At 47.6% G+C, this 26,004-nt stretch carries 29 protein-coding genes; 3 read left to right on the forward strand and 26 right to left on the reverse strand.

Features of this window, described 5'->3' with window-relative positions; translation table 11 throughout:
• Nucleotide 1: 1 nt before the first annotated feature.
• The 15 genes from KNP03_RS05835 to prsW all read right to left on the reverse strand — a co-directional run bounded on the left by KNP03_RS05835 (nt 2) and on the right by prsW (nt 11,672).
• Nucleotides 2-781 carry a CheR family methyltransferase gene (locus KNP03_RS05835; protein WP_214828256.1) on the reverse strand — a complete coding sequence of 260 codons (780 nt, stop codon included), beginning with the start codon at nt 779-781 and terminating at the stop codon, nt 2-4.
• A 107-nt stretch (nt 782-888) separates the two neighbouring features.
• Nucleotides 889-1,308 (reverse strand): nucleoside-diphosphate kinase, encoded by a 420-nt coding sequence (gene ndk / locus KNP03_RS05840; RefSeq protein ID WP_214826598.1) that lies wholly within the window; start codon nt 1,306-1,308, stop codon nt 889-891.
• Between the two features lie 92 nt (nt 1,309-1,400).
• The gene (locus KNP03_RS05845) at nt 1,401-2,363 is read right to left on the reverse strand and encodes a polyprenyl synthetase family protein (protein WP_214826601.1); all 963 of its coding nucleotides are present in this window, start codon (nt 2,361-2,363) and stop codon (nt 1,401-1,403) included.
• Between the two features lie 3 nt (nt 2,364-2,366).
• Complete coding sequence (locus KNP03_RS05850; protein ID WP_214826604.1) at nt 2,367-3,068, reverse strand: demethylmenaquinone methyltransferase; 702 nt, start codon at nt 3,066-3,068, stop codon at nt 2,367-2,369.
• A 20-nt stretch (nt 3,069-3,088) separates the two neighbouring features.
• The gene (locus tag KNP03_RS05855) at nt 3,089-3,664 is read right to left on the reverse strand and encodes a heptaprenyl diphosphate synthase component 1 (protein WP_214826608.1); all 576 of its coding nucleotides are present in this window, start codon (nt 3,662-3,664) and stop codon (nt 3,089-3,091) included.
• A 126-nt stretch (nt 3,665-3,790) separates the two neighbouring features.
• Complete coding sequence (locus KNP03_RS05860) at nt 3,791-4,063, reverse strand: HU family DNA-binding protein (RefSeq protein WP_214826622.1); 273 nt, start codon at nt 4,061-4,063, stop codon at nt 3,791-3,793.
• A gap of 109 nt (nt 4,064-4,172) precedes the next feature.
• The gene (locus KNP03_RS05865) at nt 4,173-4,883 is read right to left on the reverse strand and encodes a hypothetical protein (RefSeq protein ID WP_214826625.1); all 711 of its coding nucleotides are present in this window, start codon (nt 4,881-4,883) and stop codon (nt 4,173-4,175) included.
• Between the two features lie 4 nt (nt 4,884-4,887).
• Entirely contained in the window at nt 4,888-5,088 is a 201-nt protein-coding gene (locus KNP03_RS05870) for a DUF2768 domain-containing protein (protein ID WP_214826627.1), read from the reverse strand.
• Nucleotides 5,089-5,181: 93 nt separating this feature from the next.
• Nucleotides 5,182-6,207, reverse strand: a complete 1,026-nt coding sequence (locus KNP03_RS05875) for an NAD(P)H-dependent glycerol-3-phosphate dehydrogenase (protein WP_214826630.1) — start codon at nt 6,205-6,207, stop codon at nt 5,182-5,184.
• 17 nt (nt 6,208-6,224) lie between these two features.
• On the reverse strand, nt 6,225-7,535 hold the full coding sequence (gene der / locus KNP03_RS05880) for a ribosome biogenesis GTPase Der (protein ID WP_214826632.1): 1,311 nt from the start codon (nt 7,533-7,535) through the stop codon (nt 6,225-6,227).
• A gap of 135 nt (nt 7,536-7,670) precedes the next feature.
• A complete protein-coding gene (gene rpsA / locus KNP03_RS05885) occupies nt 7,671-8,819 on the reverse strand; it encodes a 30S ribosomal protein S1 (protein ID WP_214826634.1) in 1,149 nt (382 codons plus the stop codon).
• Nucleotides 8,820-8,962: 143 nt separating this feature from the next.
• On the reverse strand, nt 8,963-9,586 hold the full coding sequence (locus tag KNP03_RS05890) for a lysophospholipid acyltransferase family protein (protein WP_214826636.1): 624 nt from the start codon (nt 9,584-9,586) through the stop codon (nt 8,963-8,965).
• Nucleotides 9,583-10,257 (reverse strand): (d)CMP kinase, encoded by a 675-nt coding sequence (gene cmk / locus KNP03_RS05895; protein WP_214826642.1) that lies wholly within the window; start codon nt 10,255-10,257, stop codon nt 9,583-9,585. Before cmk ends, KNP03_RS05890 begins: the two co-directional genes overlap by 4 nt.
• A 74-nt stretch (nt 10,258-10,331) precedes the next feature.
• Nucleotides 10,332-10,997, reverse strand: a complete 666-nt coding sequence (locus KNP03_RS05900) for a flagellar brake protein (protein WP_214826645.1) — start codon at nt 10,995-10,997, stop codon at nt 10,332-10,334.
• Nucleotides 10,998-11,012: 15 nt separating this feature from the next.
• Nucleotides 11,013-11,672 carry a glutamic-type intramembrane protease PrsW gene (prsW, locus tag KNP03_RS05905; protein WP_214826647.1) on the reverse strand — a complete coding sequence of 220 codons (660 nt, stop codon included), beginning with the start codon at nt 11,670-11,672 and terminating at the stop codon, nt 11,013-11,015.
• A 107-nt stretch (nt 11,673-11,779) separates the two neighbouring features.
• Here prsW and KNP03_RS05910 point away from each other — a divergent pair, with 107 nt between their 5' ends.
• Together KNP03_RS05910 and KNP03_RS05915 are read left to right on the forward strand one after the other, a co-directional pair.
• Nucleotides 11,780-12,751 (forward strand): asparaginase, encoded by a 972-nt coding sequence (locus KNP03_RS05910; protein WP_214826650.1) that lies wholly within the window; start codon nt 11,780-11,782, stop codon nt 12,749-12,751.
• Nucleotides 12,752-12,779: 28 nt separating this feature from the next.
• Nucleotides 12,780-13,781 (forward strand): YpdA family putative bacillithiol disulfide reductase, encoded by a 1,002-nt coding sequence (locus KNP03_RS05915; RefSeq protein ID WP_214826653.1) that lies wholly within the window; start codon nt 12,780-12,782, stop codon nt 13,779-13,781.
• Nucleotides 13,782-13,823: 42 nt separating this feature from the next.
• On the opposite strand, the gene KNP03_RS05920 is transcribed toward KNP03_RS05915, so the two are convergent.
• The 7 genes from KNP03_RS05920 to KNP03_RS05950 all read right to left on the reverse strand — a co-directional run bounded on the left by KNP03_RS05920 (nt 13,824) and on the right by KNP03_RS05950 (nt 20,570).
• Nucleotides 13,824-15,092, reverse strand: coding sequence for a Glu/Leu/Phe/Val family dehydrogenase (locus KNP03_RS05920; protein WP_214826656.1), 1,269 nt, complete (start codon nt 15,090-15,092; stop codon nt 13,824-13,826).
• 156 nt (nt 15,093-15,248) lie between these two features.
• Entirely contained in the window at nt 15,249-16,166 is a 918-nt protein-coding gene (locus KNP03_RS05925; protein WP_214826659.1) for a D-alanine--D-alanine ligase, read from the reverse strand.
• A gap of 96 nt (nt 16,167-16,262) precedes the next feature.
• A complete protein-coding gene (locus KNP03_RS05930; protein ID WP_214826661.1) occupies nt 16,263-16,841 on the reverse strand; it encodes an adaptor protein MecA in 579 nt (192 codons plus the stop codon).
• 60 nt (nt 16,842-16,901) lie between these two features.
• On the reverse strand, nt 16,902-17,765 hold the full coding sequence (locus KNP03_RS05935; RefSeq protein ID WP_214826663.1) for a MerR family transcriptional regulator: 864 nt from the start codon (nt 17,763-17,765) through the stop codon (nt 16,902-16,904).
• Between the two features lie 126 nt (nt 17,766-17,891).
• Entirely contained in the window at nt 17,892-18,095 is a 204-nt protein-coding gene (locus KNP03_RS05940) for a hypothetical protein (RefSeq protein WP_214828344.1), read from the reverse strand.
• Between the two features lie 41 nt (nt 18,096-18,136).
• The gene (locus tag KNP03_RS05945; protein WP_338082711.1) at nt 18,137-19,564 is read right to left on the reverse strand and encodes a RecQ family ATP-dependent DNA helicase; all 1,428 of its coding nucleotides are present in this window, start codon (nt 19,562-19,564) and stop codon (nt 18,137-18,139) included.
• Complete coding sequence (locus KNP03_RS05950) at nt 19,548-20,570, reverse strand: YpbB family protein (RefSeq protein WP_214826669.1); 1,023 nt, start codon at nt 20,568-20,570, stop codon at nt 19,548-19,550. Before KNP03_RS05950 ends, KNP03_RS05945 begins: the two co-directional genes overlap by 17 nt.
• A gap of 144 nt (nt 20,571-20,714) precedes the next feature.
• Here KNP03_RS05950 and KNP03_RS05955 point away from each other — a divergent pair, with 144 nt between their 5' ends.
• A complete protein-coding gene (locus KNP03_RS05955) occupies nt 20,715-20,963 on the forward strand; it encodes a ferredoxin (protein ID WP_074034651.1) in 249 nt (82 codons plus the stop codon).
• Between the two features lie 226 nt (nt 20,964-21,189).
• On the opposite strand, the gene KNP03_RS05960 is transcribed toward KNP03_RS05955, so the two are convergent.
• The 4 genes from KNP03_RS05960 to KNP03_RS05975 form a co-directional block, all read right to left on the reverse strand.
• Nucleotides 21,190-22,149, reverse strand: coding sequence for an ABC transporter permease (locus tag KNP03_RS05960; RefSeq protein WP_214826672.1), 960 nt, complete (start codon nt 22,147-22,149; stop codon nt 21,190-21,192).
• A complete protein-coding gene (locus KNP03_RS05965) occupies nt 22,146-23,210 on the reverse strand; it encodes an ABC transporter permease (protein WP_214826675.1) in 1,065 nt (354 codons plus the stop codon). Before KNP03_RS05965 ends, KNP03_RS05960 begins: the two co-directional genes overlap by 4 nt.
• Nucleotides 23,207-24,733, reverse strand: a complete 1,527-nt coding sequence (locus tag KNP03_RS05970) for an ABC transporter ATP-binding protein (protein ID WP_214826678.1) — start codon at nt 24,731-24,733, stop codon at nt 23,207-23,209. The genes KNP03_RS05965 and KNP03_RS05970 overlap by 4 nt, the downstream gene beginning before the upstream one ends.
• Nucleotides 24,734-24,795: 62 nt before the next feature.
• Nucleotides 24,796-25,881: a BMP family lipoprotein gene (locus KNP03_RS05975; protein ID WP_214828258.1), complete on the reverse strand. Its 1,086-nt coding sequence runs from the start codon at nt 25,879-25,881 to the stop codon at nt 24,796-24,798.
• Nucleotides 25,882-26,004: the final 123 nt, after the last annotated feature.

Here is a 26,004-nt window from a genome sequence, read left to right on the forward strand (position 1 = left end):
CTCATTCCTCTGTTTTTTCATAGAAGAAGCTTTGTTTCATTTTGTATCCGTACCGCTTAGGTTGAAAAATCTGTTCTGTTCCGCCGACGAACAGGATACCGCCTGGTCGGAGTGCACGTTGGAACGAAGTATACACTTTTTCTTTTGCTTCTTCTGTGAAATAAATCAAGACGTTTCGGCAGACGATCAAGTCGAAATTACGCTCGTACACGTCTGCCAGTAAATTATGTTTTTTAAACGTCACTAATTTTTTAATCTCGTCTGAAATAAAATAATCTTCCCCACGTTTTGTGAAATAGCGTGTTCGAAATTCTTCTGGCAAATCGACCAACGCCCGTTCATGATATTTCCCTTGCTTCGCTTTTTCGATTACCAGGTCATCAAGGTCAGTCGCCATAATTGAAAATTGGTTCGGGGACAAATGCTTTGAAAGGAGCATCGCGAGCGAATAAGGCTCTTCGCCTGTAGAGCAGGCAGCGCTCCAGACGCGCAACTTTCCTTGGCTCTTACGAATCAAGTGCGGCAGGATGTCGTCTTCTAACTGCTGCCACCGGATCGGGTTTCGATAAAATTCGCTGACGTTGATTGTCATCCGATCTAGAAACTCCTCGTATAACTGTCGATCCGTATCCATCGCTTTTAAGTATTCTGTAAACGTCGCATAGCCTTTCTTTTCTCTCAACGCTACCATACGGCGCTTCATTTGAGCTTCTTTGTACAAGTTCAAATCAATCCCTGACTTCATATAAAACTTTTTCACGAAGATGGCATAATCATTCATCACCAGTTCCAACCTCAATTCTTTCTCATTTCCTTCATTACTTACCAATCGAACGAAAGCGCTTCAATGGAACCAAAAAGGGACAGGTTGCCCCGTCCCTTCCTTCGTCATGAAACGTGTGATGCCTCTTTGGCGAACCAAAGCGCAAGTTCTCGTTCAGCGCTCTCGACACTGTCCGAACCGTGAATCACGTTTTGTGACATCGTCGAAGCTAAGTCACCACGAATCGTTCCCGGCTGTGCATCTAGTGGATTCGTCTTCCCAATCATCAATCGAGAGACCGCGACGATGTTTTCACCTTCCCACTCCATCGCGACAACAGGGCCCGAAGTGAGAAATTCAACGAGTTCTCCGAAGAACGGTTTTTCTTTATGTTCCGCATAATGCGCCTCGGCAACTTCTACTGTCGGTGTTACCATTTCGAGACGGTTCAACGTGTATCCTTTGTTTTCAAAACGTGAGACGATTTCCCCAATCAATCCACGTTTCACCCCATCGGGCTTAATCATTAAAAATGTCTTTTCCATTCCCCTAATCCCCCTAGTTCCATAAATGTGTACCATGTACTTTATTAGTGTACACGGTCCTCACACTTTTTGAAAGGGGTTACAAGACAGCTTCACCATTTCCTTTTCCCAATATAATCGGCAATTTCGATCAATGAACGCTTGTCCGGAAGATCGGGAAGTCCGTCCAATCGTTTAATGGCGCGCTGGACGTATCGGTCAATCGTCCGTTGGCTCCGTTCGAGCGTACCATTGCGCTGGACTTCTCGAACGAGCGCCTTCGTCAAATCATCTCCCGTATCAGGTGTCACTTGTTGCAACTGCTCAAAAAAGGCAGGGTCTTCAGCCGAATAGAGAAGCGGCAACGTTTTATGTCCGTGCTTTAAATCCTCTCCTACCGGTTTTCCAAGTTGATAACTTTTAGCTGTAAAGTCTAATAAATCATCCGTCATTTGGAAAGCCATACCGATGTCATAACCAAACAGTCGCAACTGTTTTACCGTTTCGGGAGATGCGCCGGAAATCACGGCACCGGCCGCACAACTCGTTTCGATCAATAACGCCGTCTTTCTGGCAATCCGGTCGAGATAGCGTTTTGGCGACTGCTCCCAATCGTATTGATCCTGAATTTGATTGATTTCGCCGATACAGATCCGCTCCATCGTATCCGCCATGATTTGCATCACTTCCGGTGAATCAATCTCGGAGACGAGTCGAATCGCCTCACCGAATAGCGTGTTCCCGGTGTACATCGCCACCGTTTCATCATACCGTTCCATCACTGTCGGTTTCCCGCGACGCAGCATCGCGTCATCGATCACATCATCATGTACGAGAGAGGCCATATGAATTAATTCTAAACTGGACGCCACTTTCGTCAGACGAATGTCTTTTGTATTCCCAAATCCCGCACTCAGCAGGACAAACGCCGGACGGATACGCTTCCCGCCTGCATCAAGCAACTGCTTGGATGCGGATTCAATGATTGGATGGTCGGTTCGGACCCGAGTCGACAAGTATCGATCGATTTGATCGATTTCTCGGTTCATGTGACGATAGAGTCGCTTTAAGGACATCCTTCACCACTTCTTTCCAAGATGCATGGCACATGCACCACCGGAGAATGTCTTCACTTCAACTTGCTCGAAGCCCGCTTCTTCAAACATCCGTTTCAACGTCAAACGGTCTGGGAACTGATCGGTTGACTCTTGTAACCATTTGTACTGATCATATGAGCCTGCAAACACTTTTCCGAATAACGGCATTACCGTCCCGAAATAGAAACGGTACAGTTCTTTAAAAAGTGGCGCCGTCGGTTGGCTCGTCTCCAAACAAACAACCGTCCCGCCAGGCTTCAACACCCGGTGCATCTCACGTAGTACGGTCATATAGTCCGGTACGTTACGTAGCCCGAACCCGATTGTCACGTAATCAAATGAATGGTCACCAAACGGCAGCGCCATCGCATTTCCATGAATGAGTTCCACTGTCGGAAGATCGGCGACTTTTTGTTGACCGACTTCCAGCATGTTTTCCGAAAAATCAAGTCCTTTTACGACACCTGTATTTCCCGCCGCTTCCGCCAGCTGAATCGTCCAATCGGCTGTTCCGCAACAGACGTCCAAACATTTCGCACCCGGGAAGACTTGCATTTTACGCATTGTCGCCCGGCGCCACCATTTGTGGAGACGGAAACTGATGATGGAGTTCATCGTATCGTAGCTCGGAGAAATGGATTGAAATACTTCATATACTTTTTGCTCTTTTTCGATCGGTTGCAACACGAAACATCCTTTCCGTTCTAGGCGACAGCATGCGCAAGCAACGTCGTCAACTGGTCCTTCTGTTCTTGCTGTAGGTCAGTCGCCTTCTTTTCAATCATTCTTTTCCCACATGTCGTCACATAGGATTGGCCGACCAATTCAGAAAATGTTTTGATCAGTCCGATATGCGCTTCGAGCCAAGTGCTCATGGACGTGATGTCCGCCTCAAGTGCAAGCGTACACTTTGCAGCATTGACCCGCTGGACAGATTGGCCGAAACGGTCACTGTAGTGTGAAGGAAAAGACGTCAGAATTTTATAAAACTGTGCCGAAGCATAATCTCCAGCGAGCACTTTAAGTTGTCGCTCGAGAGACCCGCCAGGACAGGCTTTCACTTGATCATGTAATTCGAGTGCCTGATGGGCAAAATACGTAGCCAACACGAGTTGGCGATGCTCGCTCGATTCCAAATCAATCATCTCGACCATCCAACGAAGCAAAAGCATGTCGACCGATGGTACAATCTGATGTCTCGTCAAATAGGGATGATTCATACGTTGTTCGATTTGACGAGCAAGGTCTGTGACAACGGTTTCGTTAGTCAACTGTTCCATGCTATCCCCCCTCGTCTACTTCATTGTCATTCTGACATAGTATAGCACATTTTTGTCACATTCACGTCATTGGAACTTGCATTCAATATAAAAAAAGCCGCCTTTCGGCGACTTATGTATTGCAGATTACTTGACCGCATCTTTGAGCGCTTTACCTGCTTTGAATGCAGGAACTTTGCTCGCTGGGATCTCGATATCTTCTTTTGTACGTGGGTTGCGACCTTTACGGGCAGCACGCTCACGAACTTCAAAAGTACCAAAACCGATCAATTGAATTTTCTCACCGTTTTGGAGTGCTTCAGTGATTGATTCAAACGTAGCTTCTACGATTTTCGTAGCTTCTTTTTTAGAAACTTCGGCTTTCTCAGTAACAGCTTGGATCAATTCAGTTTTGTTCATCACGATTCACCTCCTCTCACAGGGAGTTTACGGGATTAATCATATCGTACAAACGTTGATATGACAACATTTTTTAAGCGATTTCATCAGAAATGGGACTGAAGTGGGATTAGTTATTCAAAAATATGACTTCTCCTTGTTCATCAATGGAGTACCCTTGTGAATAGGCTGGCGCAAAAGGTGAGTCTTCATACAGTAAATAACGAAGGTCATCCCCCGGATTTAGCGATTCGTCCGTGTTTTCAAGCGCCTGTTTCATATCCTCACGATAGTCCACAAATAGTTGCCCGCTCCCGTCTACATAAATCGGTAACTCTTTGTCCGAGTACGGGCTCGGGATGTATGGTTCTTCCGACACAAAAACTTTTTCATAATCAATCGTAAATTGATTCTTCCCGAGCGAGCCGTCGAACGGGAACTTCCCTTCTTTCGCACGGAAGGCATTTATTTTTGTTTGAAGCTCTTGCAATCGTTCCGTGACCCGTAAATCAATCAACTTGATCGTCGGATCCGTTTCAACGTCAACGAGAACATATTGGAACAGTCCGCCGCCTTCAAAACTGTTAGATGGCGGGTCGGCCATATATCCTGGTACGAGTCGCCCGAATTCAACCGGATACCGTTCCATTAGCGGCGTGTTTGCAGGTTTTGTTTTAATCGGCAGAACACCCGTGTTTTCCTGATAAGCATCAACTGCAGACTGAACGGATTGTAACTGGTCTTCATACGGGATATTGTTGACCCGCTCCGTGTCAGGAAACATACAGCCCCCGAGTACAGAGGCAGTCAATAAGCTAATCGTTAATAAGAATCGTTTCATTCGATTACCCTCCCGTCGGTCCGGAAACGACGATAAAAATCATAATGACCGTACCGAACAAAAAGATCAAGAACGCGATGAAACGAATGAGTGTTGCAAACCAACCAGAGAGTTTCGTATGACTGATGGCGACCATCAACGCCGCAACCGCAAAAGCCCCGATTCCAGCAAATGAGATCCACATTTTGATGAGTGACGGTGACACGTCTATCCCCCTACTTTCTCTTTGTTTTCCAGACTTTAAGTGTAGCAAAAAAAAGCGAGGAACTGAACGAAAACGTCAGTTCCTCCACCCGGATCAATCTTCAAAATGAAAAACTTGTTCCATTTCATGTTTTTGTGGTCGTCTCATGAGCTTTTTCACTTCATCATGAGGACTTTTTCCTTCAAAGAGGACGTTATACAATGCTTCCGTGATCGGCATCTCAACACCCGCTTCACGGGCCAATGAATGCGCGGCTTCACAAGCACGTACTCCCTCGACGACCATTCCCATATTCCCTAGGACGTCTTCGAGTTTCTCGCCACGACCGATTGCATTCCCCGCACGCCAGTTCCGGCTATGTTGCGAAGTAGCGGTGACAATCAAATCACCGATTCCGGTCAACCCAGAGAATGAGGCCGGGTTTGCCCCGAGTTTGACTCCGAGACGAGCGATTTCAACGATTCCGCGAGTCATCAAGGCCGCTTTCGCATTATCCCCATAACCGAGACCATCCGTCATCCCTGCTGCGAGCGCAATGATATTTTTCAACGCGCCGCCGTATTCAGCGCCGACGACGTCCGAGTTCAAGTAGACACGGAACTGGTCGTTCGTGAGAAGTTCTTGCACCTCGTCCGCAACATCCAGGTCCTCACACGCAATCGTGATTGTCGTCGGTTTGCGGACGGCGACTTCCTCCGCGTGTGTCGGACCGGTTAAAACACCGATTGCCCGGCGTTTCGATGGATCGATTTCTTCAGCGATAATTTCCGAGAGACGTTTGTGCGTATTCGGTTCAATTCCTTTCGCCGCATGCACGATTGTCACCGGTTCAGTCAGAATTGCGTTCAATTCTTTTGAGACCGGACGGATCGCAGAACTTGGCACAACGAGGAAGATCATCTTTCTACCTTCGATCGCTTCACGCAAATCCGTCGTCGCACGAATCGACTCCGGCAACGGCGCGTCCTTTAAATAAAATGCGTTCGTATGTGATGCATTAATTTCGTCGACGTGTTCTTGCTCGCGTCCATACAAAAGGACATCATGACCGTTGTCGGCGAGAACGAGCGAGATGGCTGTCCCCCAGCTTCCTGCTCCAATGACAGCAACTTTTGCCATAGATGGCACCCCCATAATTAGTTTTTCTGACGAGCCACGATATGAATCGGTGTACCAGTGAAGTCAAACGCTTTACGGATTTGGTTCTCGAGGTAACGTTTATAAGAGAAGTGCAACAATTCAGGATCGTTGACGAACAACACGAATGTCGGTGGTTCAACGGCGACTTGCGTTGCATAGTTAATCTTGAGACGTTGCCCTTTATCAGTCGGCGTCGGGTTCATCGCAACCGCATCGACGATGACGTCGTTCAACACACTCGTCGAAATACGACGGCGGTGTGACAATGCGACTTGGTTGATGACCGGAAGCAAGGTTTGCAAACGTTTCGTCGTGATTGCCGAAAGGAAGACGATTGGCGCGTAGTCGAGGAAAAGGAACTCTTTACGAATTTTCTCTTCCATCTTCTTCATCGTCTTATCGTCTTTCTCGACCGCATCCCATTTGTTTACGACGATCACAATCGCTTTACCTGCCTCATGGGCGAGACCTGCAACGCGTTTGTCCTGCTCAATGATTCCTTCTTCGCCATCTAATACGACGAGGACCACGTTCGAGCGTTCAATCGCTTTTTGAGCACGCATTACACTGTAGCGTTCAGTCGATTCGTACACTTTACCGCGCTTACGCATACCTGCTGTATCAATGATGACGTATTCCTGTTCATCACGTGTGAACGGTGTATCGATTGCGTCACGTGTCGTTCCTGCAATATTGGAGACGATTACCCGGTCTTCACCGAGAATCGCGTTCGTCAAACTTGATTTCCCGACGTTCGGTCGACCGATGAGCGAGAATTGGATGACATCTTCGTTGTACTCATAGTCATCTTTTTCCGGTGCCAACTCGAATACCTGGTCTAATAAATCGCCGAGACCGAGACCGTGTGTTCCTGAAATCGGGAACGGGTCGCCGAAACCGAGCGAATAAAATTCATACATGAGATCTCTCATTTCAAAGTTATCCACTTTGTTAACGGCAAGAACGACTGGTTTGTTTGAACGGAACAACAAGTTCGCTACTTCTTCATCCGCTGCCGTGATCCCTTCGCGACCGTTTACCATGAAGATGATTACATCCGCTTCATCGATCGCTAACTCTGCTTGATGACGCATTTGAACGAGTAACGGCTCGTCACCGACTTCAATCCCACCTGTGTCAATCAAGTGGAACTTTCGATTCAACCATTCTCCTGTACCATAAATGCGGTCACGTGTAACACCCGGTTTATCGTCAACGATCGATACACGATCTCCGATGATCCGGTTAAAAATAGTGGATTTCCCAATGTTCGGACGGCCAACGATGGCCACTGCTGGAATTCCCATAACAACACCTCTCTAACTTTGTTTCAATTTCTTCATTTTATCGTTTCTAAATGCAACTTAACTATCATATCACAGCAAAAAATTCGTGACCATACAAAAACAAGCGGGAGCATGACTCCCGCTTGAACGACCGTCTTATTTAGAATCGTCCGAGGAATCATCACCTGTTAGTTCAGAAACAGAGAATCCTCCTTGGTCACTGTATTCATCCAGCAACGCTTGGTCGTCCCCTTCGTTTGAAGGCTCCGAAGACTCAAGTGCGCGCATCGATAACGAAATTTTCTTATCATCTAGGTGGACATCGAGTACTTTCACTTTTACTTCCTGTCCTTCCGTCAATACTTCTGAAGGTGTTGCGATATGACGGTTCGCAATTTGCGAGATGTGAAGAAGGCCTTCGACCTGAGGTGCCACTTCGACAAACGCACCGAACGTCACGAGACGTTTGACTGTACCTTCAATGACATCTCCCGGTTGAATCTTCCCTTCGATGGTTTCCCATGGACCCGGTTGCGTCTCTTTAATCGACAATTTAACTTTCTCATTGTCTAAGTCGAGCCCGAGTACTTTCACTTTCACTTTGTCGCCTTCCGTCACCACGTCGCTTGGTTTATCCACGCGGCTGTGCGCCATTTCAGAAATATGGACAAGACCATCCACACCACCGATGTCGACGAAAGCGCCGAAATCAGTTAGACGTTGTACGGTTCCTTCGATGACTTGACCGACTTCGAGAGATTCGAGCGTTTCCGATTTCTTCGCGCTCATTTCTTCTTCGACTACGGCTTTATGTGACAAGATGACGCGATTTTTTTCGCGGTCAATCTCGACAACTTTTACTGTAATTGGATTATTCAAGTAGGATGAGAAATCTTCAACGAAATGGCTCTCGACTAGTGAAGCCGGGATAAATCCACGGATTCCGATATCGACGACAAGGCCACCCTTGACTTTGTCTTTAACCATGACTTCGAACACTTCGCCTGATTCGAATTTTTCGACGATCCGATCCCAAGCTGCCTCGGCATCCACATCTTTCTTCGAAACGACCACTTCTTCATCCGTCACTTTCTTCACTTTGACACGGATCTCGTCGTTCACTTGGAGTGATTCGTTTAAATCGTCTAAATGCATGCTTGATACTTCGCTAATTGGCAAAATCGCTTCGGTTTTGTATCCGATATCGATCAGCGCTTGCTTATCCTCGATTTTGACGACCGTTCCGGTCACAATCTGACCTCGGTTAATTTCAAAATCAGGCATATCTTTCATTTCTTCGACCATTCCAACACTACCCCCTCACGATGAGTACAAAAAGGAGCGCCATAAGGCGCTTACACCTAGTATAAATCTCTTATAATTCGAAAGATTTGTCAAGGCGTTAAGAATATTGTACCTGTCTTCGCGGAAGTTTAAACCTGATTTTATTAATCCGTAAATGAATGCTTCATGTACAGGTCGGCAATCGTCTCCATGATCAAATCAGCCGCTTCCTGAGCACTCGCCTTCTCTGCTTTTAACCGGGATAAATCAATCGGTTCTCCGATGACAACACGTAACTTACCTCGGAACGTATACTTCCCGATGATTGCAATCGGAAGAACATGAGCTTCTGAACGCATGGCGAAAAAACCGACCCCAGCCTGAGCTTTCCCGAGTGTCCCGTCTTTTGAGCGCGTTCCTTCCGGGAAAATCGAAATGGCTTCTTCCTCTTTCAACTTCTGCAAGACGACGCGCAATGCTTGACGGTCCCCTTCGCCACGAGATACAGGGATTTGACCCGCCCGCTTCAAAATATGCTTCAATACCGGTACCCCGAACAATTCTTTCTTCGCAAAAAATCGTAACGGCCGGTGCTTCGGAATCGCACTTGCCAACAAAACCGGGTCCCAGTTTGACTGGTGGTTCGAACAAACGAGGATCGATCCATCCATCGGAACATGTTCCCGACCGATATATTCGACTCGAAATACGACTTTTTGAATCCCGTAGACGACCGCTCTTGCCATCCGGTACATCCCGAACGGGCCGTTGTTCAATGGTTTCGTCATGCCGTCACCTCTCCAATCAATTGTTCAATCGCCTCAACAACGCCATCGATGGATAACTCGGTCGTATCCAAATAATGCGCGTCTTCCGCTTGACGTAACGGCGCGACAGCACGTTCAGAATCCCGTTTGTCACGTAAGGCAATCTCCTCTTTCAACTGCTCGTAATCACTCGGGATCCCTTTCGATACATTTTCCTCATGACGGCGGCGTGCCCGTTCTTCAACGGATGCTGTCATGAACACTTTCAAGTCCGCGTTCGGCAGGACGTGTGTCCCGATGTCGCGTCCATCCATGACAATCCCGCCATCTTTGGCGAGATCCCGCTGAAGGTCCATCAGTGCATCGCGGACCTCGGGCTGACGTGCTACGAAACTGACGTTGTTCGTCACTTCACTTGAACGGATGTCATCCGTCACTTCCACCTCGCCATCGAACACGCGTTGACCGTGTTCTGACGGCACAAGACGGATCGACATGTTCGAAATCAGTGCGGCGAGGGCCGGTCCGTCCTCAAGCATCACACCGTCCTGAATCGCCCGATATGTCACGGCGCGATAAATCGCCCCTGTGTCGATATACACGTATCCTAATTTTTTTGCCAACGATTTGGCAATCGTACTTTTACCGGCACCTGCCGGACCATCTAATGCAATTTGTAAAGCTTTGTTCATACAAAACGGGTATCGAGCACTCCCGATACCCCCCTCCTCTCGGTCTTTTATCCCGAGAACATCATACCAGTTTTTTAGCGTGAAGAAAATACGGTGCCCGTCCGTCTCCGCGCTTCAAGCTGAACACGGAAGCAATAGCGTAGAATGGTCTCCTGGTCCCGTGGTGTCAATTCTTCAAATGACAAAGATAGTTCTTTTTTTACGGCCTGCTCGTGTATACGGACGAGGCGACTCTTCACGCGGAACACTTTCGGGTTCCCTTGCTCATCCTCGATTCGGAATAGCACGATGAGCGATTCCCCCACTTCGATTGGGGGACGATTGGCTACGATGCGCATCCCGCCAGCCGAGATGTCGAGTGATGTCGTCTCAAAGGAGGCGAAATCATGTCCGTCTGCAGCTAATACGGTCACATCAATCATTTCAGGAACACGCAAGTATTCCCGTCTTTGAATCCGTTTGATTTTCTTCTCGTCCGGCAACCTGAAGGCGTAACGCAGATTCATATGCGCGTCACTAATCCGTTTCAACACGGTCGCATCGAAGGCATATAACTGGTCTTCCCCTTTGAAGAAGTAGACGCGAATCATTTCCTCTTCGTGTAAAAAGAAGGTCTTCAACGTGTCCATGTCACTCGGCGCTTCAATCCAGACGACCCCGTCGATCAATGCAGCGATTTTCGTCTTCCCTTCGTGACGATCTTCAACTTCAACCCGTAATTCTTGTCCTTCTTTTAACATAAATCCTGTTCCCCTTTATTCTTTATATTGACGTCGATTCGAAAGATTGGCTGCGCGCACTAAAAGAAGCGCAACCATCCATAAAATACTGATATAGAGCACGGCCGGTAACTTATTGTCCGGCTCAAGCAACAAAATAAAATCAAACGTTCCATGTAGTAATGTCGCAGACACAACCGCGATCAACAGCCAAAGCCGTTCATGAATCGAGTGCTTGGCTCGACCTAGACAAAATCCCATCGCGACCGCGAACAGCGCATGGCCACTTACAGGCAAAATAGCACGCCAAATCGCCATTTCAATGGAATCGTACACCCACAAATATAGAAAATTCTCTAACGTGGCAAACCCTAACGAACAAGCGACCGCATAGAGAATTCCGTCATAGTAATCATCAAAGACTTTATGTATGTATATAGTATAATAAATCATAAACCACTTAAAAAACTCTTCTAACAGAGCGGTCGCCACGTATGCTTTCCAAAACGGCTTCGTGAGCACTCCTTCTTCTACGAAGGCATATTGGATAAACATGATCGGAAAGACGAGAATAGCTCCGGCGACGAATGAACGAATCACATAGCCGAGCGGTTCCGCTTCCAATTCATGGCGAAGATAGAAGTAGGAAAGAAGGGCAAACCCCGGCGCAACCGCAGACAAGGCGATTGCAATCATGATGCATCTCTCCTTTCTCCGTTAAGCATACACTGAATTAGCTGAAAGAAAAAGATGAAAACGCCTAGAAATTGGTAATCTGTAACAAAAAAGAATGGGGGACCCATATGAAACATTTATTACTCATCCACACCGGCGGCACGATCGCCATGTCACAAACCGGATCAGGCCATGTCGAACCGAGCGAAGTCAATCCGATTGACGCCACACTTCCAAAGGCGACGGATATCGCAAACATTACAACAAAACATTTTTCAAACATCCCGTCACCACATATGACACCGGAAAAAATGCTCGAATTAGCTCATTTCATCCAGCTGCAACTCACGCAGGACACGTATGACGGGGTCGTGATCACCCACGGTACGGACACACTCGAGGAAACAGCTTATTTCTTACAAATCACACTCGGCGCACCGGTTCCGATTATCCTGACCGGCGCCATGCGTTCTTCCAACGAGGTCGGTTCGGACGGAGAATTCAATCTGATCACCGCATTACGTGTCGCCAAAAGCGACGCCGCTCGTGGGAAAGGAGTGCTCGTCGTATTCAACGGCGAAATCCATTCAGCATTTAACGTCACAAAAACGCATACTTCGTCAGTGGATACGTTCAAATCCGTTCACTTCGGTACAGTCGGAATGGTCACAAAAGATCACGTGCTCATTTACAGTCAACCCGCTACACGTCAACCGAAGATGATTCAATCCATCACGAAACGCGTCGCCGTGCTGAAGGTAGTCGCAGGCATGGAGCCGGACTTACTCGAATCAGTCCTCTCGCTTGGGTATGATGGGCTCGTTCTCGAAGTGCTCGGACAAGGAAACGTGCCACCTACACTTCTACCGGCTCTCGAACACTTGATCGAGCAGATCCCGGTCGTCATCGTCAGTCGCTGCTTCAACGGGATCGTACAAGATGTTTACGGCTATGACGGTGGTGGAAAGCAACTGAAGAATATGGGCATCATCTTTTCGAACGGCTTGAATTCGCAAAAAGCGCGTCTCCGTCTACTCGTCGAACTCGAGTCCGGTTCCTCTCAGTCTGTCATGGAGCATAGCTTCAGTTTCCAACAGTGACTTGCGATTCGAACGCTGCTTTCTTACAATGGGCAAAGAGGTGATTTCATTGAACAAGCAAGCCATCATTGTCGGAGCCGGTCCTTGCGGCCTTTCGGCAGCCATTGAGTTAGAAAACGTCGGCATCACGTGTACAATCATCGAACGAGGCAATATCGTTGATGCGATTTATCGTTATCCGACACATCAAACATTCTTCTCATCTGCAAACTTATTAGAAATCGGGGACGTCCCGTTCATCTGTAAAGAGCTAAAGCCACGACGTCAAGATGCACTCGTCTACTACCGTGAAGTTGTCACCCGTAAAGGGCTTGACGTCAAACCGTTTGAAACCGTGGAGCGTGTTGAAAAATCGGACGGAAAATTTCTCGTTACGTCTCGGCACGAACGACATGGCGTCTCGGTCCGTGAGGCAGACTACGTGATCCTGGCTACCGGATACTACGGACGGCCTCGAAAGCTTGACGTGCCCGGGGAAGAGTTACCCCATGTCTCGCATTATTTCGAAGAGGCTCACCCTTATTATCGACAGCATGTGACGGTTATTGGAGGGAAAAACTCTGCCGTCGATGCTGCAATCGAGTTGGAGAAAGCCGGAGCTTATGTAACGGTTCTTTATCGTGGGTCGGAATACAGCCCTTCAGTGAAACCATGGGTGCTCCCAACATTCGATTCGTTGGTACGGCATGAAAAAGTACGGATGGAATTCAACGCGACGATTGAACGCATCGATTTGGACGAAGTCGTCTATCGCCAGAACGGTGAGGAGAAGCGCGTCCATACCGACCACGTACTCGCCATGACAGGCTATCAGCCCGATCACAACTTGTTCGCCGAAGCCGGTATTGAAATCGACGAGGATACAGGCGTCCCTTCGTTCGATGAAGAAACGTACGAGACAAACGTGGAGAACTTGTTCATCGCCGGCGTCGTCGCTGCCGGAAACGATGCCAACAAAATATTCATTGAGAACGGTCGTTTTCACGGGAGAGCCATCGCACAAGCTCTCACAGACCGCGTTCGGATTTAAAAAGATCGGTCCCCGAAAAACGGGGACCGATTTTTTTTGAGGTTATACCCAACCTCTGAAACGTGATGCTTCTGCCATTTTCCGAACACCGACCATATAGGCTGCAAGTCGCATGTCCACTTTCCGGGCAGAAGATGTATTGTAAACGGTATTGAAAGAGTGAACGAGAACTTTTTCAAGTTTTTCTTCCACTTCTTCTTCCGTCCAGTAATACCCTTGGTTGTTCTGTACCCACTCAAAGTAAGAGACCGTTACGCCTCCACTTGAAGCGAGCACGTCAGGGACGAGAAGGATCCCGCGTTCTGTCAAGATTTTAGTTGCTTCGTTTGTCGTCGGACCGTTTGCCGCTTCCACTACGATCGAAGCTTTGATGGCATCCGCATTGTCTTCCGTAATCTGATTTTCAATCGCGGCCGGAACGAGGATGTCACAATCGAGCTCTAACATCTCTTTGTTGGAGATCGTGTTTTTAAACAGCGTCGAGATGGTACCAAATGAATCGCGGCGGTCGAGGAGATAAGGAATGTCTAAACCGTTCTCGTCATGAATCGCCCCGTACGCATCACTGACGGCAATTACTTTAGCACCGGCATCATACATGAATTTCGATAAGAAACTTCCTGCATTCCCGAATCCTTGAACAACGACGCGTGCACCTTTCAATTCGATTCCCCGGCGAAGTGCCGCTTCACGAATCATGATGGCAACCCCTTTTGCCGTCGCCGTTTCTCGACCGTGCGAGCCCCCGAGCACGAGCGGCTTACCTGTGATGAAACCAGGAGAGTTAAATTCGTCAATCCGGCTGTATTCATCCATCATCCACGCCATGATTTGCGAGTTTGTAAAGACGTCAGGTGCCGGAATGTCCTTCGTCGGGCCAACAATCTGACTGATGGCACGTACATACCCACGACTCAACCGTTCAATCTCACGGAAACTCATTTCACGCGGATCGCAGACAATACCACCTTTCCCCCCGCCATACGGCAAGTCTACAATCCCTGCTTTTAAGCTCATCCAAACCGAGAGCGCCTTGACCTCGACTTCCGTGACACTCGGATGGAAGCGAATCCCGCCTTTAGTCGGTCCTACGGCATCATTATGTTGAGCACGATATCCTGTGAAAATTTTTGTCGAGCCATCATCCATACGTACTGGGATCCGAACGGTCAGCATGCGAAGCGGTTCTTTCAACAATTCATACATTTCCTCGGGATAACCGAGTTTATCGAGTGCTTCGTGAATCACTTCTTGCGTCGATTCCAAGATGTTTTTTCGTTTTTGATGACCTTTTTCTTGATCCGTAATCATGAAGGTTTCCTCCCCTAAATTGTCAATTCTCCCCCAAGAATTAACCTCGTATTCGTTTAAAAGTATAGCCGATACACGACTATTTTGAAAGGGTTTTACAAAAATAATGAAAGCGTTTACTAAACTCGTATGACAAGCTTCAGAAGGAAATTTTCTTTACTTGTCAAGCGCCAATTGCATAAACCGTTCCAGCAGTTCGCCATATGAAATACCGACCGTCCGCGCACTGTCCGGGAACAAGCTGAGTGGCGTCATACCTGGGAGTGTGTTCGTTTCTAAAATGTAGGCGAGTCCATCTTCTGAGATGAGGAAATCTGAGCGCGAGTATCCAGAACATCCGAGCGCCCGATGCGCCTTAACGGCAGCTTCCTGCACTTCCTTCGTCAACTCATCTGAGATTTCAGCAGGACAGACATGGACCGATCCGCCTTCTGTATATTTCGATTCATAATCGTAAAATTCATTTTTTGGAATAATTTCAATGACAGGGAGTGCTTGTTCATTTCCGAAGTTCCCGATTACCGGAACCGTCAGTTCTTTCCCTTTGATGTATTGCTCAATCAACACGGCTGTATCACAACGGAATGCCTTGTCGACCCCTTCACGCAACATCGTTTCATTCATCGCGATGGTCAACCCGTTCGACGACCCTTCTTGTGCCGGTTTGACGACACACGGATATTCGCCACCCCATTCCTGAATCCCACGCTCAATCCCATCGATTGACTCAATGAGTGTATCGCGCGCCACGCGGAGTCCCGATGCGGCAAACATCACTTTCGCCCGCGCCTTGTCCATCGCAAGGGCAGAGGCCAATACACCAGAACCCGTGTACGGGATGTTGGCCATTTCGAGCAACGACTGTACACGACCATCTTCGCCGTATTTACCATGCAACGCACTGACCACGACATCGACTTCTAACGAAAGCAATTCATTCGCCCGTTCCGGATGAAAATCAATGGCGATGACGTCATGCCCCCGCTCTTTAAGGGCCTCCACCATGCCTTCTCCACTCGTAAGCGATACTTCCCGCTCTCCTGACACTCCACCATACAATACAGCGACCTTCATACCAATCTCTCCTTCAAGTACCAACTAAAAATTCATGTCTAATCATAACATGCCCCACTTAAAAACAATAGAAACAGAAAAGTAAAAAAGCCGTACTCATGCAAACGCATCGTACAGCTCTTTCACCGCTTGTTCTGACTGAATGGTTTTCCCGTATTCCATCATGACGTAAGGGCTGATTGTTGTCGTTTTACCGTACTCCGACAGAATAGCAGCCAGCCGTTCTTCGACTTTTTCAGGAAGAACCTCGACAAAGTGCAAATAGTAGCGTCCTTCATAGAAGTAGAGCGCTCCTCCTTGCTCTGTTTCGTGCATATGTGGAAACAGGCGAACGGAAGCATCGATGACGTGTTCGATATCATCAAACTGATAAATGAGATGATGAATGACGTCGATTGTTAATCGAATTTCGACTTGTTCGACGTCTGCCTCTGTCACCGCCTCACCTTTTTGAACGTCAATCACGAGCCCGTCACGCGGGAACATGGTCACATTCAAATCGACTGCCCCTTGCGGAGAAAAGCCGAATTCCGATTCAGCCGTCTCGAGCAGTTCTTTCCATAGTTGTTGGCCGCTCTCACCGACAATCGTATCGATCGCGATCCCTCTCAAGGAGAGCTCGTTCGCTGTAACATAGACACGAAGATGTTCTTTTGTTTGTTTTTCAAATCTCAAACGAAAACCCCCATAGATTAGTCAATCCTATTAATAAGCTACTCTCGATTCCGCTTCGTGTCAAATAGTTGATAACCATTCGTTCCATTCTTCCGGCGTGTCTCCCAAAAAGGTATCTTTGAACCGCGACGCTTCGCTGCTAACCGCATAGCCACCCGTTCCGATCATAAGCTCCGGATGGTCTTTACCGATATAGTCAATTGCTTCCTCCAACGCAGAAAGATGCTCTGATAAAGTGCAGGCAAAGATCAAACATTTCGTATCGATATCGTGCAACGCTTTGCTTAAATCTTCTTTCGGGAATCCTGCCCCAAGGAAGATGACGTCATAGCCATGTTGACGTAAATAGAGCGTGACGAACAATAGACCGATTTCATGCATTTCGCCAGGAGCACACACACAAGTGATTCGTGGTAAGAACGGGTTCAAAGGCATTTGGAGCGACAAGGTCGATAAACGGGAACGTAAAAACGCAGTCGCAAAATGTTCATGCGCAATCGTGATGGACCCGTCTTCCCATCGCGCTCCGATTTCCATCAGTAACGGTCCGATAATATCTTTCGTCACTTTCTCAAAGCTGAACGTATTGAACGCCTGATTGATCAGGTCATGGGCCGTCCGTTCATCAAATGAGAGCAAGGCATCCAATAGCCCCATCCGCAGTTCTTCATCATACAACCGATTCGGTTCTCCCTCCGGTTCCGGAGCTTGCTGTAACTGTTGGATGGCTTGTGATACGGTCAGTCCTTCTTTTTGCTTATCGACCACCCATTTGATTTTTTCAACGTCTTGATCTGAATACAGGCGGTGCCCAGACTCCGTTCGACTCGGAACGATAAATTGGTAGCGCCGCTCCCATGCACGAATCGTCGTTGGATTCACACCTGTCAACGACGCGACCGTCTTGATTGAGTATTTTGGCATAACCGCCCTCCTCTCCAACTAATTCTTCCATTCAAGTATAGCCTGAATGCAAGCGGTTTACCTGTTTTATTGTGCAATCGAACGTCTCGATCGCCATAAAAAAATACGACGTTCCCGTCGTATCTCTTAATAGAAAATGGCATGGCGCCCAATATATAAAAATACAAGAATAATCGCAAACATGGTGAGCGTCAACGCCATCGCCAACGGCCGCTTCAGCCAATTATCGTTTAATTTCTTTTTCCGTTCATGTTCTTGCCTCTCAGACCGAGACGGCAACGTGTCCGCCATTTGATCACGCAAAGAATCCGCTTGATTCCGGTGTCGCAACGTATGCCCCCCTTTACCTTTTTTATCATTTTACTATGATATTATTCAAAGGAAAAGATTTGCGTCAACCGTTTTTTCCATTCTGTCACATTTTTTCGGACCAGATCCGGTGTTTCAGGAAAGACAATCGGTCCACATACATCACAGCAATCCTCCTGATCGACCTTTTCCTCAGAAAAATAGCGCAGCAGATAAGCACGTCGACATGTATTGATGAGGGCTACATCCATCATCTGCCCAAGTTGGCGATACCTTGCCCGCTTACGGTCTTTTACCCAATCGATGGCTTCTTGAAGCGAACGCTCCGCGAGCAATTGTTTGAGCAGCAAAAAAACAGGATCGTCTTCACCCATACGAAGGAGGCGGGGCAACTGCGAGAGGGTAGACCCGTTCTCCATCTCAAAATAAGCGTTACGTATTTGTTCGTCTTTCGGATATTGCTGATCGATCAAAAATTGCTGGATCCGCTCATCCCCTTCGGCGTACAGCAATACGGCGAAAGCCGGGTTCCCGTCTCGTCCAGCTCGTCCGATTTCTTGCATGTATGCCTCGACCGTCGCCGGGATTTGATAATGAATGACAGATCGGACGTTGTCTTTATTGACTCCCATCCCGAACGCACTCGTGCATACCATAATCGGTACTTCATCTCTTAGAAACTGGGACTGGACGAGACGCCGATCCTCTGTTGACATACCGCCGTGATAAAACATAGCATCCTCTAACTCGGAAGATAGCTTCTCCGCTTCACGACGTGTCGCGGTATAGACGACCGCAGGTTTCGGGATGTCGCGCACAAGTGCTTTTAAACGCCCGATTTTCTCCTCTTTTTCAAGACGCTCTACAATCAACCGGATTTCCGGACGATTCGCGGAATGTACGAACTGGGCCGGTGTGAATAAGGCAAGTTTTTCGATAATATCCCGTTTCACATTTTCAGGTGCCGTCGCAGTCACCGCCATACATTGCGGACTGCCGATCTGCTTTCGCAGCTCCCCTAAACGGGCATATTCCGGCCGAAACTCATGACCCCATTGTGAAATACAGTGCGCTTCGTCAATGACGAGCATTTGTACGTTCGCATTGGCGAGTGCGCGTGTCACATAAGGTACGGCGAGTTGCTCCGGAGACAGATAAAGAAAGCGGAAGCGTTTCAGATGATTCAACACTTCCTGTTTTTCCTCTAAGGACTCCATCGACGTCAAACGGGCGACCCCACGTTCCCCCCGCTCGCGGATATGAAGGATTTGATCTTCAATCAATGACAGCAACGGTGAGACGATGATCGTGAGTCCATTGTTCTTTAAGTAGGATGGAAGTTGGAAGGTCAAGGATTTCCCTCCACCGGTAGGCATGATGGCCAGAACGTCTTGCCCTTCGACGACCGCCTCGATGATCTCGCGCTGTCCAGCTCGAAATTCCTCGTAACCAAATACACGTTTCAAAGTCGCTTCAAACAAATGTCTCACCTCGCTTCAGTCTCGCCAGTACGAGACGAATTTGAAAATAACTGATCTCTTCCATCTGTTCATAAATCGGTTTTAACGCCCAGCTTCCTACTTCACGTAATGCCTCTACACGTTGGATCTGGTCCCCCGGCACAAACTGTTCGAGTGGAAACGTCTCTAAATACATCGCCATCTCAACGACGTGATCCTCAATCGTACTCGTTCGTAATCGCCGGATGGATTGAATTTGCGAAAAGGAGCGTCCCTTTAAGAACAATTCATAAGATTCACGTGCCGAATGCGTCATCCTTTCATCTGATAACCCATGCGTGAACCCTTTCAATACCGCCTCGTCCGGAAGCGCTTTTAACAACCCGTTCCAACCTGCCAGGAAATAGAGTCTGGCCGTGTATGGGTCCACGTCCAATAAATTGCCAATCTGTTCATAGGTAAATCCGGTCTCATACGCCCCCGTGAATCGATAGACAACCGCCGTCGCATAGGGGTCCCCGACTGTTTCAAGGGCATTCTCAATTTCACGGTGAAATGTTTCCATGAGTGACCTCCAGTCACGATCCACCCGTAAAATTTGTTTGACCCAACGTTCGGCTGAACGGTCTGCCTGGACCGGGAAAAAGGTTTGGCGATGTTCCCGGGACATCAATGTCTGGACGAACAAACTCAATCGTTTCCACGTCATCGCGTTATAGTCCCGACGTTCTCCCCCTAACCGTCCAAACAAGTCCGCGACCATCTCAGGAGAGGCAAGTAGATCCCCCGCCTCGGTCAAGAGGAATCGCTCCCGGTCGAGCCAGCCTCGCTTTGCATATTCCGAGAGTTGTTTTTCATATTCATAGGTCGTTGCCGGAAATTGTCCAAACACCGGTTCTAAATCATAAAAAAAAGCGTCCTGTAACGTTGTAGCGGATCGTTTCCCGTTCAACACATGAAACAAACTGCGCTCGCTCCGTTCGCCGTTTAATCGTTTGATCGCCAATAAGACGACGCCATCCGCTAAATGAACCAAAATGTCACATCCTTAAAAAATCATTATCCTGCCAAAAAGACATCCGTTTCCTCATTGAAATAATTGGGTATCTAGACTACAATTACTCATAGTCAGTAGAAAAATTGTTCTACGTAGAGAAACGAACCGTTTGGAGGGTTATTCATGGCAAAATTTACAATCGTTGATAAAGATACATGTATCGCTTGCGGCGCTTGCGGCGCAGCAGCACCGGATATTTACGATTACGATGATGAAGGTCTTGCGTTCAACTTGATGGACGACAACACAGGGACTGTCGAAATCCCGGATGAGCTTTATGAAGATATGATGGACGCATTCGAAGGTTGTCCGACAGATTCAATCAAAGTAGCTGACGAGTCATTCGATGGCGATGCTTTAAAATACGAATAAGCACGATGGAGGCATGGGGGTCGAACTGACTCACATGTCTTTTTTTATGATTAACTCCATTCACCGTTTTACTCGTGTACCGAACGACGGCTGAATTGGGACCGTCACCACAAATCCATTACACCACCCCATGTATCGTCTCATCTCTAGCACAGTATAACAAAAAAGGTTGTTTGACTTAAACGTCAAACAACCTTTCATTTTCGGACATATGTCCTGTTTGCTTTTATCGTTTCCCTTTAATATATGGGATACCGACAGATTTCGGCGCGTCCGCACGTCCGACGAGTCCTGCGAGCGCAAGGATCGTGAGGGCGTATGGTGCGATCAAGAGAAGCAATTGCGGTACGTTGTTGATGACCGGCAAGTTACTTCCGATGATAGAAAGTGCTTGTGCAAATCCGAAGAAGAGACCTGCGCCAAGAGCACCGAGTGGATTCCACTTACCGAAGATCATCGCAGCGATCGCCAAGAACCCTTGACCGACGATAGTCGTCCCACTGAAGTTCGTTGTGACCGTGACCGCATAGACCGCTCCGGCAAGACCACCTAAAGCACCTGAGAGCATGACGCCCATAAAGCGCATTTTCGTGACGTTGATCCCCATCGTATCTGCAGCCATCGGGTGTTCCCCGACTGAACGGAGACGAAGACCAAACGGCGTTTTAAAGATGACGAACCAAACGACAAACGCGAGAAGAATTGCCAGGAACGATGTATATTGCACGTTCATGAAGAACATTTTTATAACAGGAATGTCTGACAAGAACGGTACATTTTCTTTCGCAATCCGATATTTAATGAAATCCGTTTGACCTTTGTTATACAATACGCGAACAACAAAGATCGCAAGACCGATCGCAAGCATGTTGACCGCTACACCGAGAACGGTTTGGTCGGCACGCCAAAGGATTGCTGGGATTGCCAAGAAGAGTGAGAACAGCGCCCCGACAACCATGGCAACGAGAAGCGCGATCCACGGACTGAAGATACCTGCTCCAAGATCTGTCAACGTCAGCGTGGTGATGATCCCTGTTGCCGCCCCGATGATCATGATCCCTTCGAGGGCGATGTTGACGACACCTGAACGTTCACTGAAAATCCCACCGAGTGCAGCGATAACGAGTGGAGTCGCATAGGCTAACGCAACCGGAACGACGATATAAAGGACTTCTAAGAAGCTCATTTTTTCTCCACTCCTTTCTTACGATTTCCTTTGATTTTTTCAATCACGTAGTTAATGGCATAACCTGATGCTACAAAAATAACGATTGTTGCGATGATGACCTTTACAAGCTCAGACGGAATGTCCGCACCAGCTTGCATCGCAAGTCCACCGATGTTCAAACCGGCAAACAAAATGGCAGCGAGAATAACACCGACGGCCGTGTTCGCACCAAGAAGCGCGACGGCGATCCCGTCAAATCCGACACCTGTAAACGATGCGGACAACGTCATACCATTGAATGTTCCAAGACCTTCCATCGCACCAGCGAGACCGGCGAACATCCCCGAGATGACAAATGACAACACGATGTTACGGTTAACACTCATCCCCGCATATTGCGATGCATGTTTGTTAAACCCAACTGCACGTAATTCATAACCGAGCGTCGTACGCTGTAAGATGTAGTAGTAAACGATTGCTGCTAAGACAGCGACCAGCACACCCCAGTGGAGACGTGAGTACGTTGTGATTTCTTGCAACCAAGGTGATGAAAGGGATGCCGAATCTTTGATCGACTCCGTACGTTCATTCGTAACCCCGATCACGTTACGCAAAATCGCGTTCGTCGTGTAAAGGGCAATATAGTTCATCATGATCGATGTGATAACTTCATGTACATAGAACTTCGCTTTCAAGAAACCTGGAACGAACGCCCAAATCGCAGCTGCAAGCATCGCTGCAAGAAGTGCGAGTGGGATATGGATGAACATCGGCAAGTCAAAGTTGATACCGACATACACTGCCGCGACCCATCCAATCAATACTTGTCCTTCGACCCCGATGTTGAAGAGGCCGGTCCGGAACGCGAAGGCAACCGCCAAACCAGAGAAAATCAATGGTGCTGCGGCACGAAGCGTTTCACCGATTGCGTAAGGACTACCGAACATTCCGTTAATCAATGAATCAAACCCTCGAATCGGGTCATAGCCACCAATCAACATGACGACCGCTCCGACAAGAAGTCCCAATACGATCGATAGCAATGGAATGAGAAGTTGATTTAAACTAAGCTTTTTCATTCTGTTTCGTCTCCTCTCTGACCGCCGGCCATCAAGAAGCCAAGTTCTTGTTCCGTCGTTTCTTTCGGATCACGAATTCCGACGATTTTTCCTTCATAAAGTACTGCGATACGGTCTGAAACGTGGAGAATTTCATCAAGCTCGAACGAGATGAGAAGAACAGCACGCCCTTTTTCCCGTTCTTTGACGAGTTGTTCGTGAATAAATTCAATAGCCCCGACATCGAGACCTCGAGTCGGTTGGGCAGCAATCAAAAGGTCCGGCGAACGGTCAACTTCACGTGCGATAATCGCTTTTTGCTGGTTACCACCTGAAAGGGCACGAGCTGGCACATCGACCGATGGAGTTCGGACGTCAAACTTCTCTATCAAGGCCTTCGCCTTCTCTGCCACGGCTTTATAATTCATCAATCCACGTTTCGAGAACGGCTCTTTGTAGTACGTTTGAAGTACCATGTTGTCACGAATTGAATAATCTAAAACGAGACCATGCTTATGACGGTCTTGCGGAATATGTCCAATCCCAGCCTCTGTCATTTTACGAGGAAGATGGCCGGTCACATCTTTTCCATTCAACATTACTTTGCCTGACTCCGGTTTTTTAAGACCCGTGATGGCTTCGATCAACTCAGTTTGACCGTTTCCATCGATTCCTGCGATTCCGAGAATCTCACCTGCACGAATTTGAAGGTCTAACCCTTCTACCACTTCAAGTCCACGGCTGTCTTTTACCACGAGTCCTTGTACATCCAGGACTACTTGTTGCGGATCGGCTTTTGAATATTCAGCATCAAAATTGACTTCACGTCCAACCATCATCTCTGCCAACCCGTCTTCGTTGATCGTGTCATCCACATCTACCGTGCCGATATAACGACCACGGCGAATGACCGTACAACGGTCAGCGACCTGCATGATTTCTTTCAACTTGTGTGTGATCAAGATGATTGACTTACCTTCAGCAATAAGACGTTTCATAATTTGAATGAGTTCTTGAATCTCTTGCGGTGTCAATACTGCAGTCGGTTCATCAAAAATCAAGATGTCGGCGCCGCGATAAAGCGTTTTCAAAATCTCAACCCGTTGTTGCATTCCGACAGAAATATCTTCAATCTTCGCATCTGGATCGATTCGCAAACCATATTGCTCTGAAATTTCCATGACTTTCTTGCGAGCAGCAGCACGGTCAATCGTTACCCCGTTCTTAGGCTCTAAACCAAGAATGATATTTTCAGTAACCGTAAACTTCTCAACAAGCATGAAGTGTTGGTGTACCATTCCAATTCCAAGGTCATTCGCGATATTCGGGTTTTCGATATTCACTTTTTCACCACGAACACGAATTTCGCCACCCTCTGGCTGATAGAGTCCGAATAGGACGTTCATCAAAGTCGATTTACCGGCTCCGTTCTCACCGAGAAGGGCATGGATTTCACCTTTGCGTAACTGGAGAGTGATATTATCGTTCGCAACGAACGTACCGAACTCTTTGCGAATATTAAGCATTTCAATTACATATTCCAAGGAAGTTCACCCCTAACTTTAAGTAAAGGGAGACCACATGGGTCTCCCCTCAACTCAATAAATTATTTTACGTTTTTCATGAACTCTTCGAACTCTGCATCTGTCGCAGGTGCTGTGAGTTCACCGTCAACCAATTTCTGACGGTATTCTTCAACTTTGTCGAGAGCTTCTTTTGAAACGTGCTTGTCAGATGTTTCAGCGATTCCGACACCGTCATCTTTCAAACCGAACTCAATGATTTCACCAGCAGGGAACTCACCGTTCATTGCTTTTTCCGAAACTTCGTAAGTAGCTGTATCTACACGTTTAACCATTGAAGTAAGGGCAACATCTTCTGGAAGACCTTCTTCATATTGGTCACGGTCAACACCGATTACCCATACGTTTTCGCCGTTTTTCTTACGGTTTTTCGCTTCTGTGAATACCCCTACACCTGTACCACCAGCTGCATGATAGATGATGTCTGCGCCAGAACCGTACATACCTGAAGCGATCGCCGTTCCTTTTTCAGCTGAGTTGAAGTCTTCAGCATACTTCACGTCGATTGTAGCATCCGGGTTAACTGACATGACACCGGCTTTGAATCCGTTTTCGAACTTTTTGATCAAGTCTGACTCAACGCCACCGACGAAACCAATTTTGTTCTTTTCAGTTGTAAGACCTGCGATTACCCCAACAAGGAATGAACCTTCTTGCTCTTTGAACGTGATTGAAGCAACGTTAGGTGCGTCAACAACCATGTCCACGATTGCGAAGTTGCTGTCCGGGAACTGCTCTGCAACTTTTTGTACGTCTTCAGCCATCAAGAAGCCGATACCGTAGATCAAGTTGTAGTTGTCACGAGCCAATTGTTGCAAGTTCGGCTGGTAGTCTGCTTGTTTTGCAGATTGAAGGTATTTGAACCCTTTGTTTTCTTCCAATTCGTTGTCAGCACCAAACTTTTTCAAACCTTCCCACGCTGATTGGTTGAACGATTTGTCATCAACACCACCAGTGTCGGTTACCATGGCTACTTTGAAGTCGCTTCCTTCGCCACCGCCGTCGCCATTTGAAGCACCCTCATTGTCATCCCCGCCACATGCTGCGAGTACTGTAGAGAGTGTGAGTCCTGCTGCTAAAGCTGAGAGAATCGTTTTTTTCTTGTTCATCATCGTCGTGTTTCCCCTTTCGGTTCATAACAATTTGGTTGTCATGTTATCAGTAGTCTTTACACCGGTATAAGAAAGCGCTTTCACGCTATTCCCCAAAAATTACTTTTTCTTCTTCAAACA

This window comes from Exiguobacterium algae (assembly GCF_018617875.1).
In the GTDB taxonomy this organism is placed as follows: Bacteria; Bacillota; Bacilli; order Exiguobacteriales; family Exiguobacteriaceae; genus Exiguobacterium; species Exiguobacterium algae.

What these genes read in the sequence shown, in the direction of transcription:
- ndk (WP_214826598.1), bottom strand. Translation starts at nt 1,308, where the DNA reads ATGGAAAAGACATTTTTAATGATTAAGCCCGATGGGGTGAAACGTGGA.
- KNP03_RS05835 (WP_214828256.1), bottom strand. Translation starts at nt 781, where the DNA reads ATGAATGATTATGCCATCTTCGTGAAAAAGTTTTATATGAAGTCAGGG.
- prsW (WP_214826647.1), bottom strand. Translation starts at nt 11,672, where the DNA reads ATGATTGCAATCGCCTTGTCTGCGGTTGCGCCGGGGTTTGCCCTTCTT.
- KNP03_RS05935 (WP_214826663.1), bottom strand. Translation starts at nt 17,765, where the DNA reads ATGCCAAAATACTCAATCAAGACGGTCGCGTCGTTGACAGGTGTGAAT.
- KNP03_RS05900 (WP_214826645.1), bottom strand. Translation starts at nt 10,997, where the DNA reads ATGTTAAAAGAAGGACAAGAATTACGGGTTGAAGTTGAAGATCGTCAC.
- KNP03_RS05975 (WP_214828258.1), bottom strand. Translation starts at nt 25,881, where the DNA reads ATGAACAAGAAAAAAACGATTCTCTCAGCTTTAGCAGCAGGACTCACA.
- KNP03_RS05855 (WP_214826608.1), bottom strand. Translation starts at nt 3,664, where the DNA reads ATGGAACAGTTGACTAACGAAACCGTTGTCACAGACCTTGCTCGTCAA.
- KNP03_RS05865 (WP_214826625.1), bottom strand. Translation starts at nt 4,883, where the DNA reads ATGAAACGATTCTTATTAACGATTAGCTTATTGACTGCCTCTGTACTC.
- KNP03_RS05875 (WP_214826630.1), bottom strand. Translation starts at nt 6,207, where the DNA reads ATGGCAAAAGTTGCTGTCATTGGAGCAGGAAGCTGGGGGACAGCCATC.
- KNP03_RS05960 (WP_214826672.1), bottom strand. Translation starts at nt 22,149, where the DNA reads ATGAGCTTCTTAGAAGTCCTTTATATCGTCGTTCCGGTTGCGTTAGCC.
- KNP03_RS05860 (WP_214826622.1), bottom strand. Translation starts at nt 4,063, where the DNA reads ATGAACAAAACTGAATTGATCCAAGCTGTTACTGAGAAAGCCGAAGTT.
- KNP03_RS05955 (WP_074034651.1), top strand. Translation starts at nt 20,715, where the DNA reads ATGGCAAAATTTACAATCGTTGATAAAGATACATGTATCGCTTGCGGC.
- KNP03_RS05965 (WP_214826675.1), bottom strand. Translation starts at nt 23,210, where the DNA reads ATGAAAAAGCTTAGTTTAAATCAACTTCTCATTCCATTGCTATCGATC.
- KNP03_RS05925 (WP_214826659.1), bottom strand. Translation starts at nt 16,166, where the DNA reads ATGAAGGTCGCTGTATTGTATGGTGGAGTGTCAGGAGAGCGGGAAGTA.
- rpsA (WP_214826634.1), bottom strand. Translation starts at nt 8,819, where the DNA reads ATGGTCGAAGAAATGAAAGATATGCCTGATTTTGAAATTAACCGAGGT.
- KNP03_RS05920 (WP_214826656.1), bottom strand. Translation starts at nt 15,092, where the DNA reads ATGATTACGGATCAAGAAAAAGGTCATCAAAAACGAAAAAACATCTTG.
- cmk (WP_214826642.1), bottom strand. Translation starts at nt 10,257, where the DNA reads ATGAACAAAGCTTTACAAATTGCATTAGATGGTCCGGCAGGTGCCGGT.
- der (WP_214826632.1), bottom strand. Translation starts at nt 7,535, where the DNA reads ATGGGAATTCCAGCAGTGGCCATCGTTGGCCGTCCGAACATTGGGAAA.
- KNP03_RS05890 (WP_214826636.1), bottom strand. Translation starts at nt 9,586, where the DNA reads ATGACGAAACCATTGAACAACGGCCCGTTCGGGATGTACCGGATGGCA.
- KNP03_RS05845 (WP_214826601.1), bottom strand. Translation starts at nt 2,363, where the DNA reads ATGTCCTTAAAGCGACTCTATCGTCACATGAACCGAGAAATCGATCAA.
- KNP03_RS05915 (WP_214826653.1), top strand. Translation starts at nt 12,780, where the DNA reads ATGGGCAAAGAGGTGATTTCATTGAACAAGCAAGCCATCATTGTCGGA.
- KNP03_RS05910 (WP_214826650.1), top strand. Translation starts at nt 11,780, where the DNA reads ATGAAACATTTATTACTCATCCACACCGGCGGCACGATCGCCATGTCA.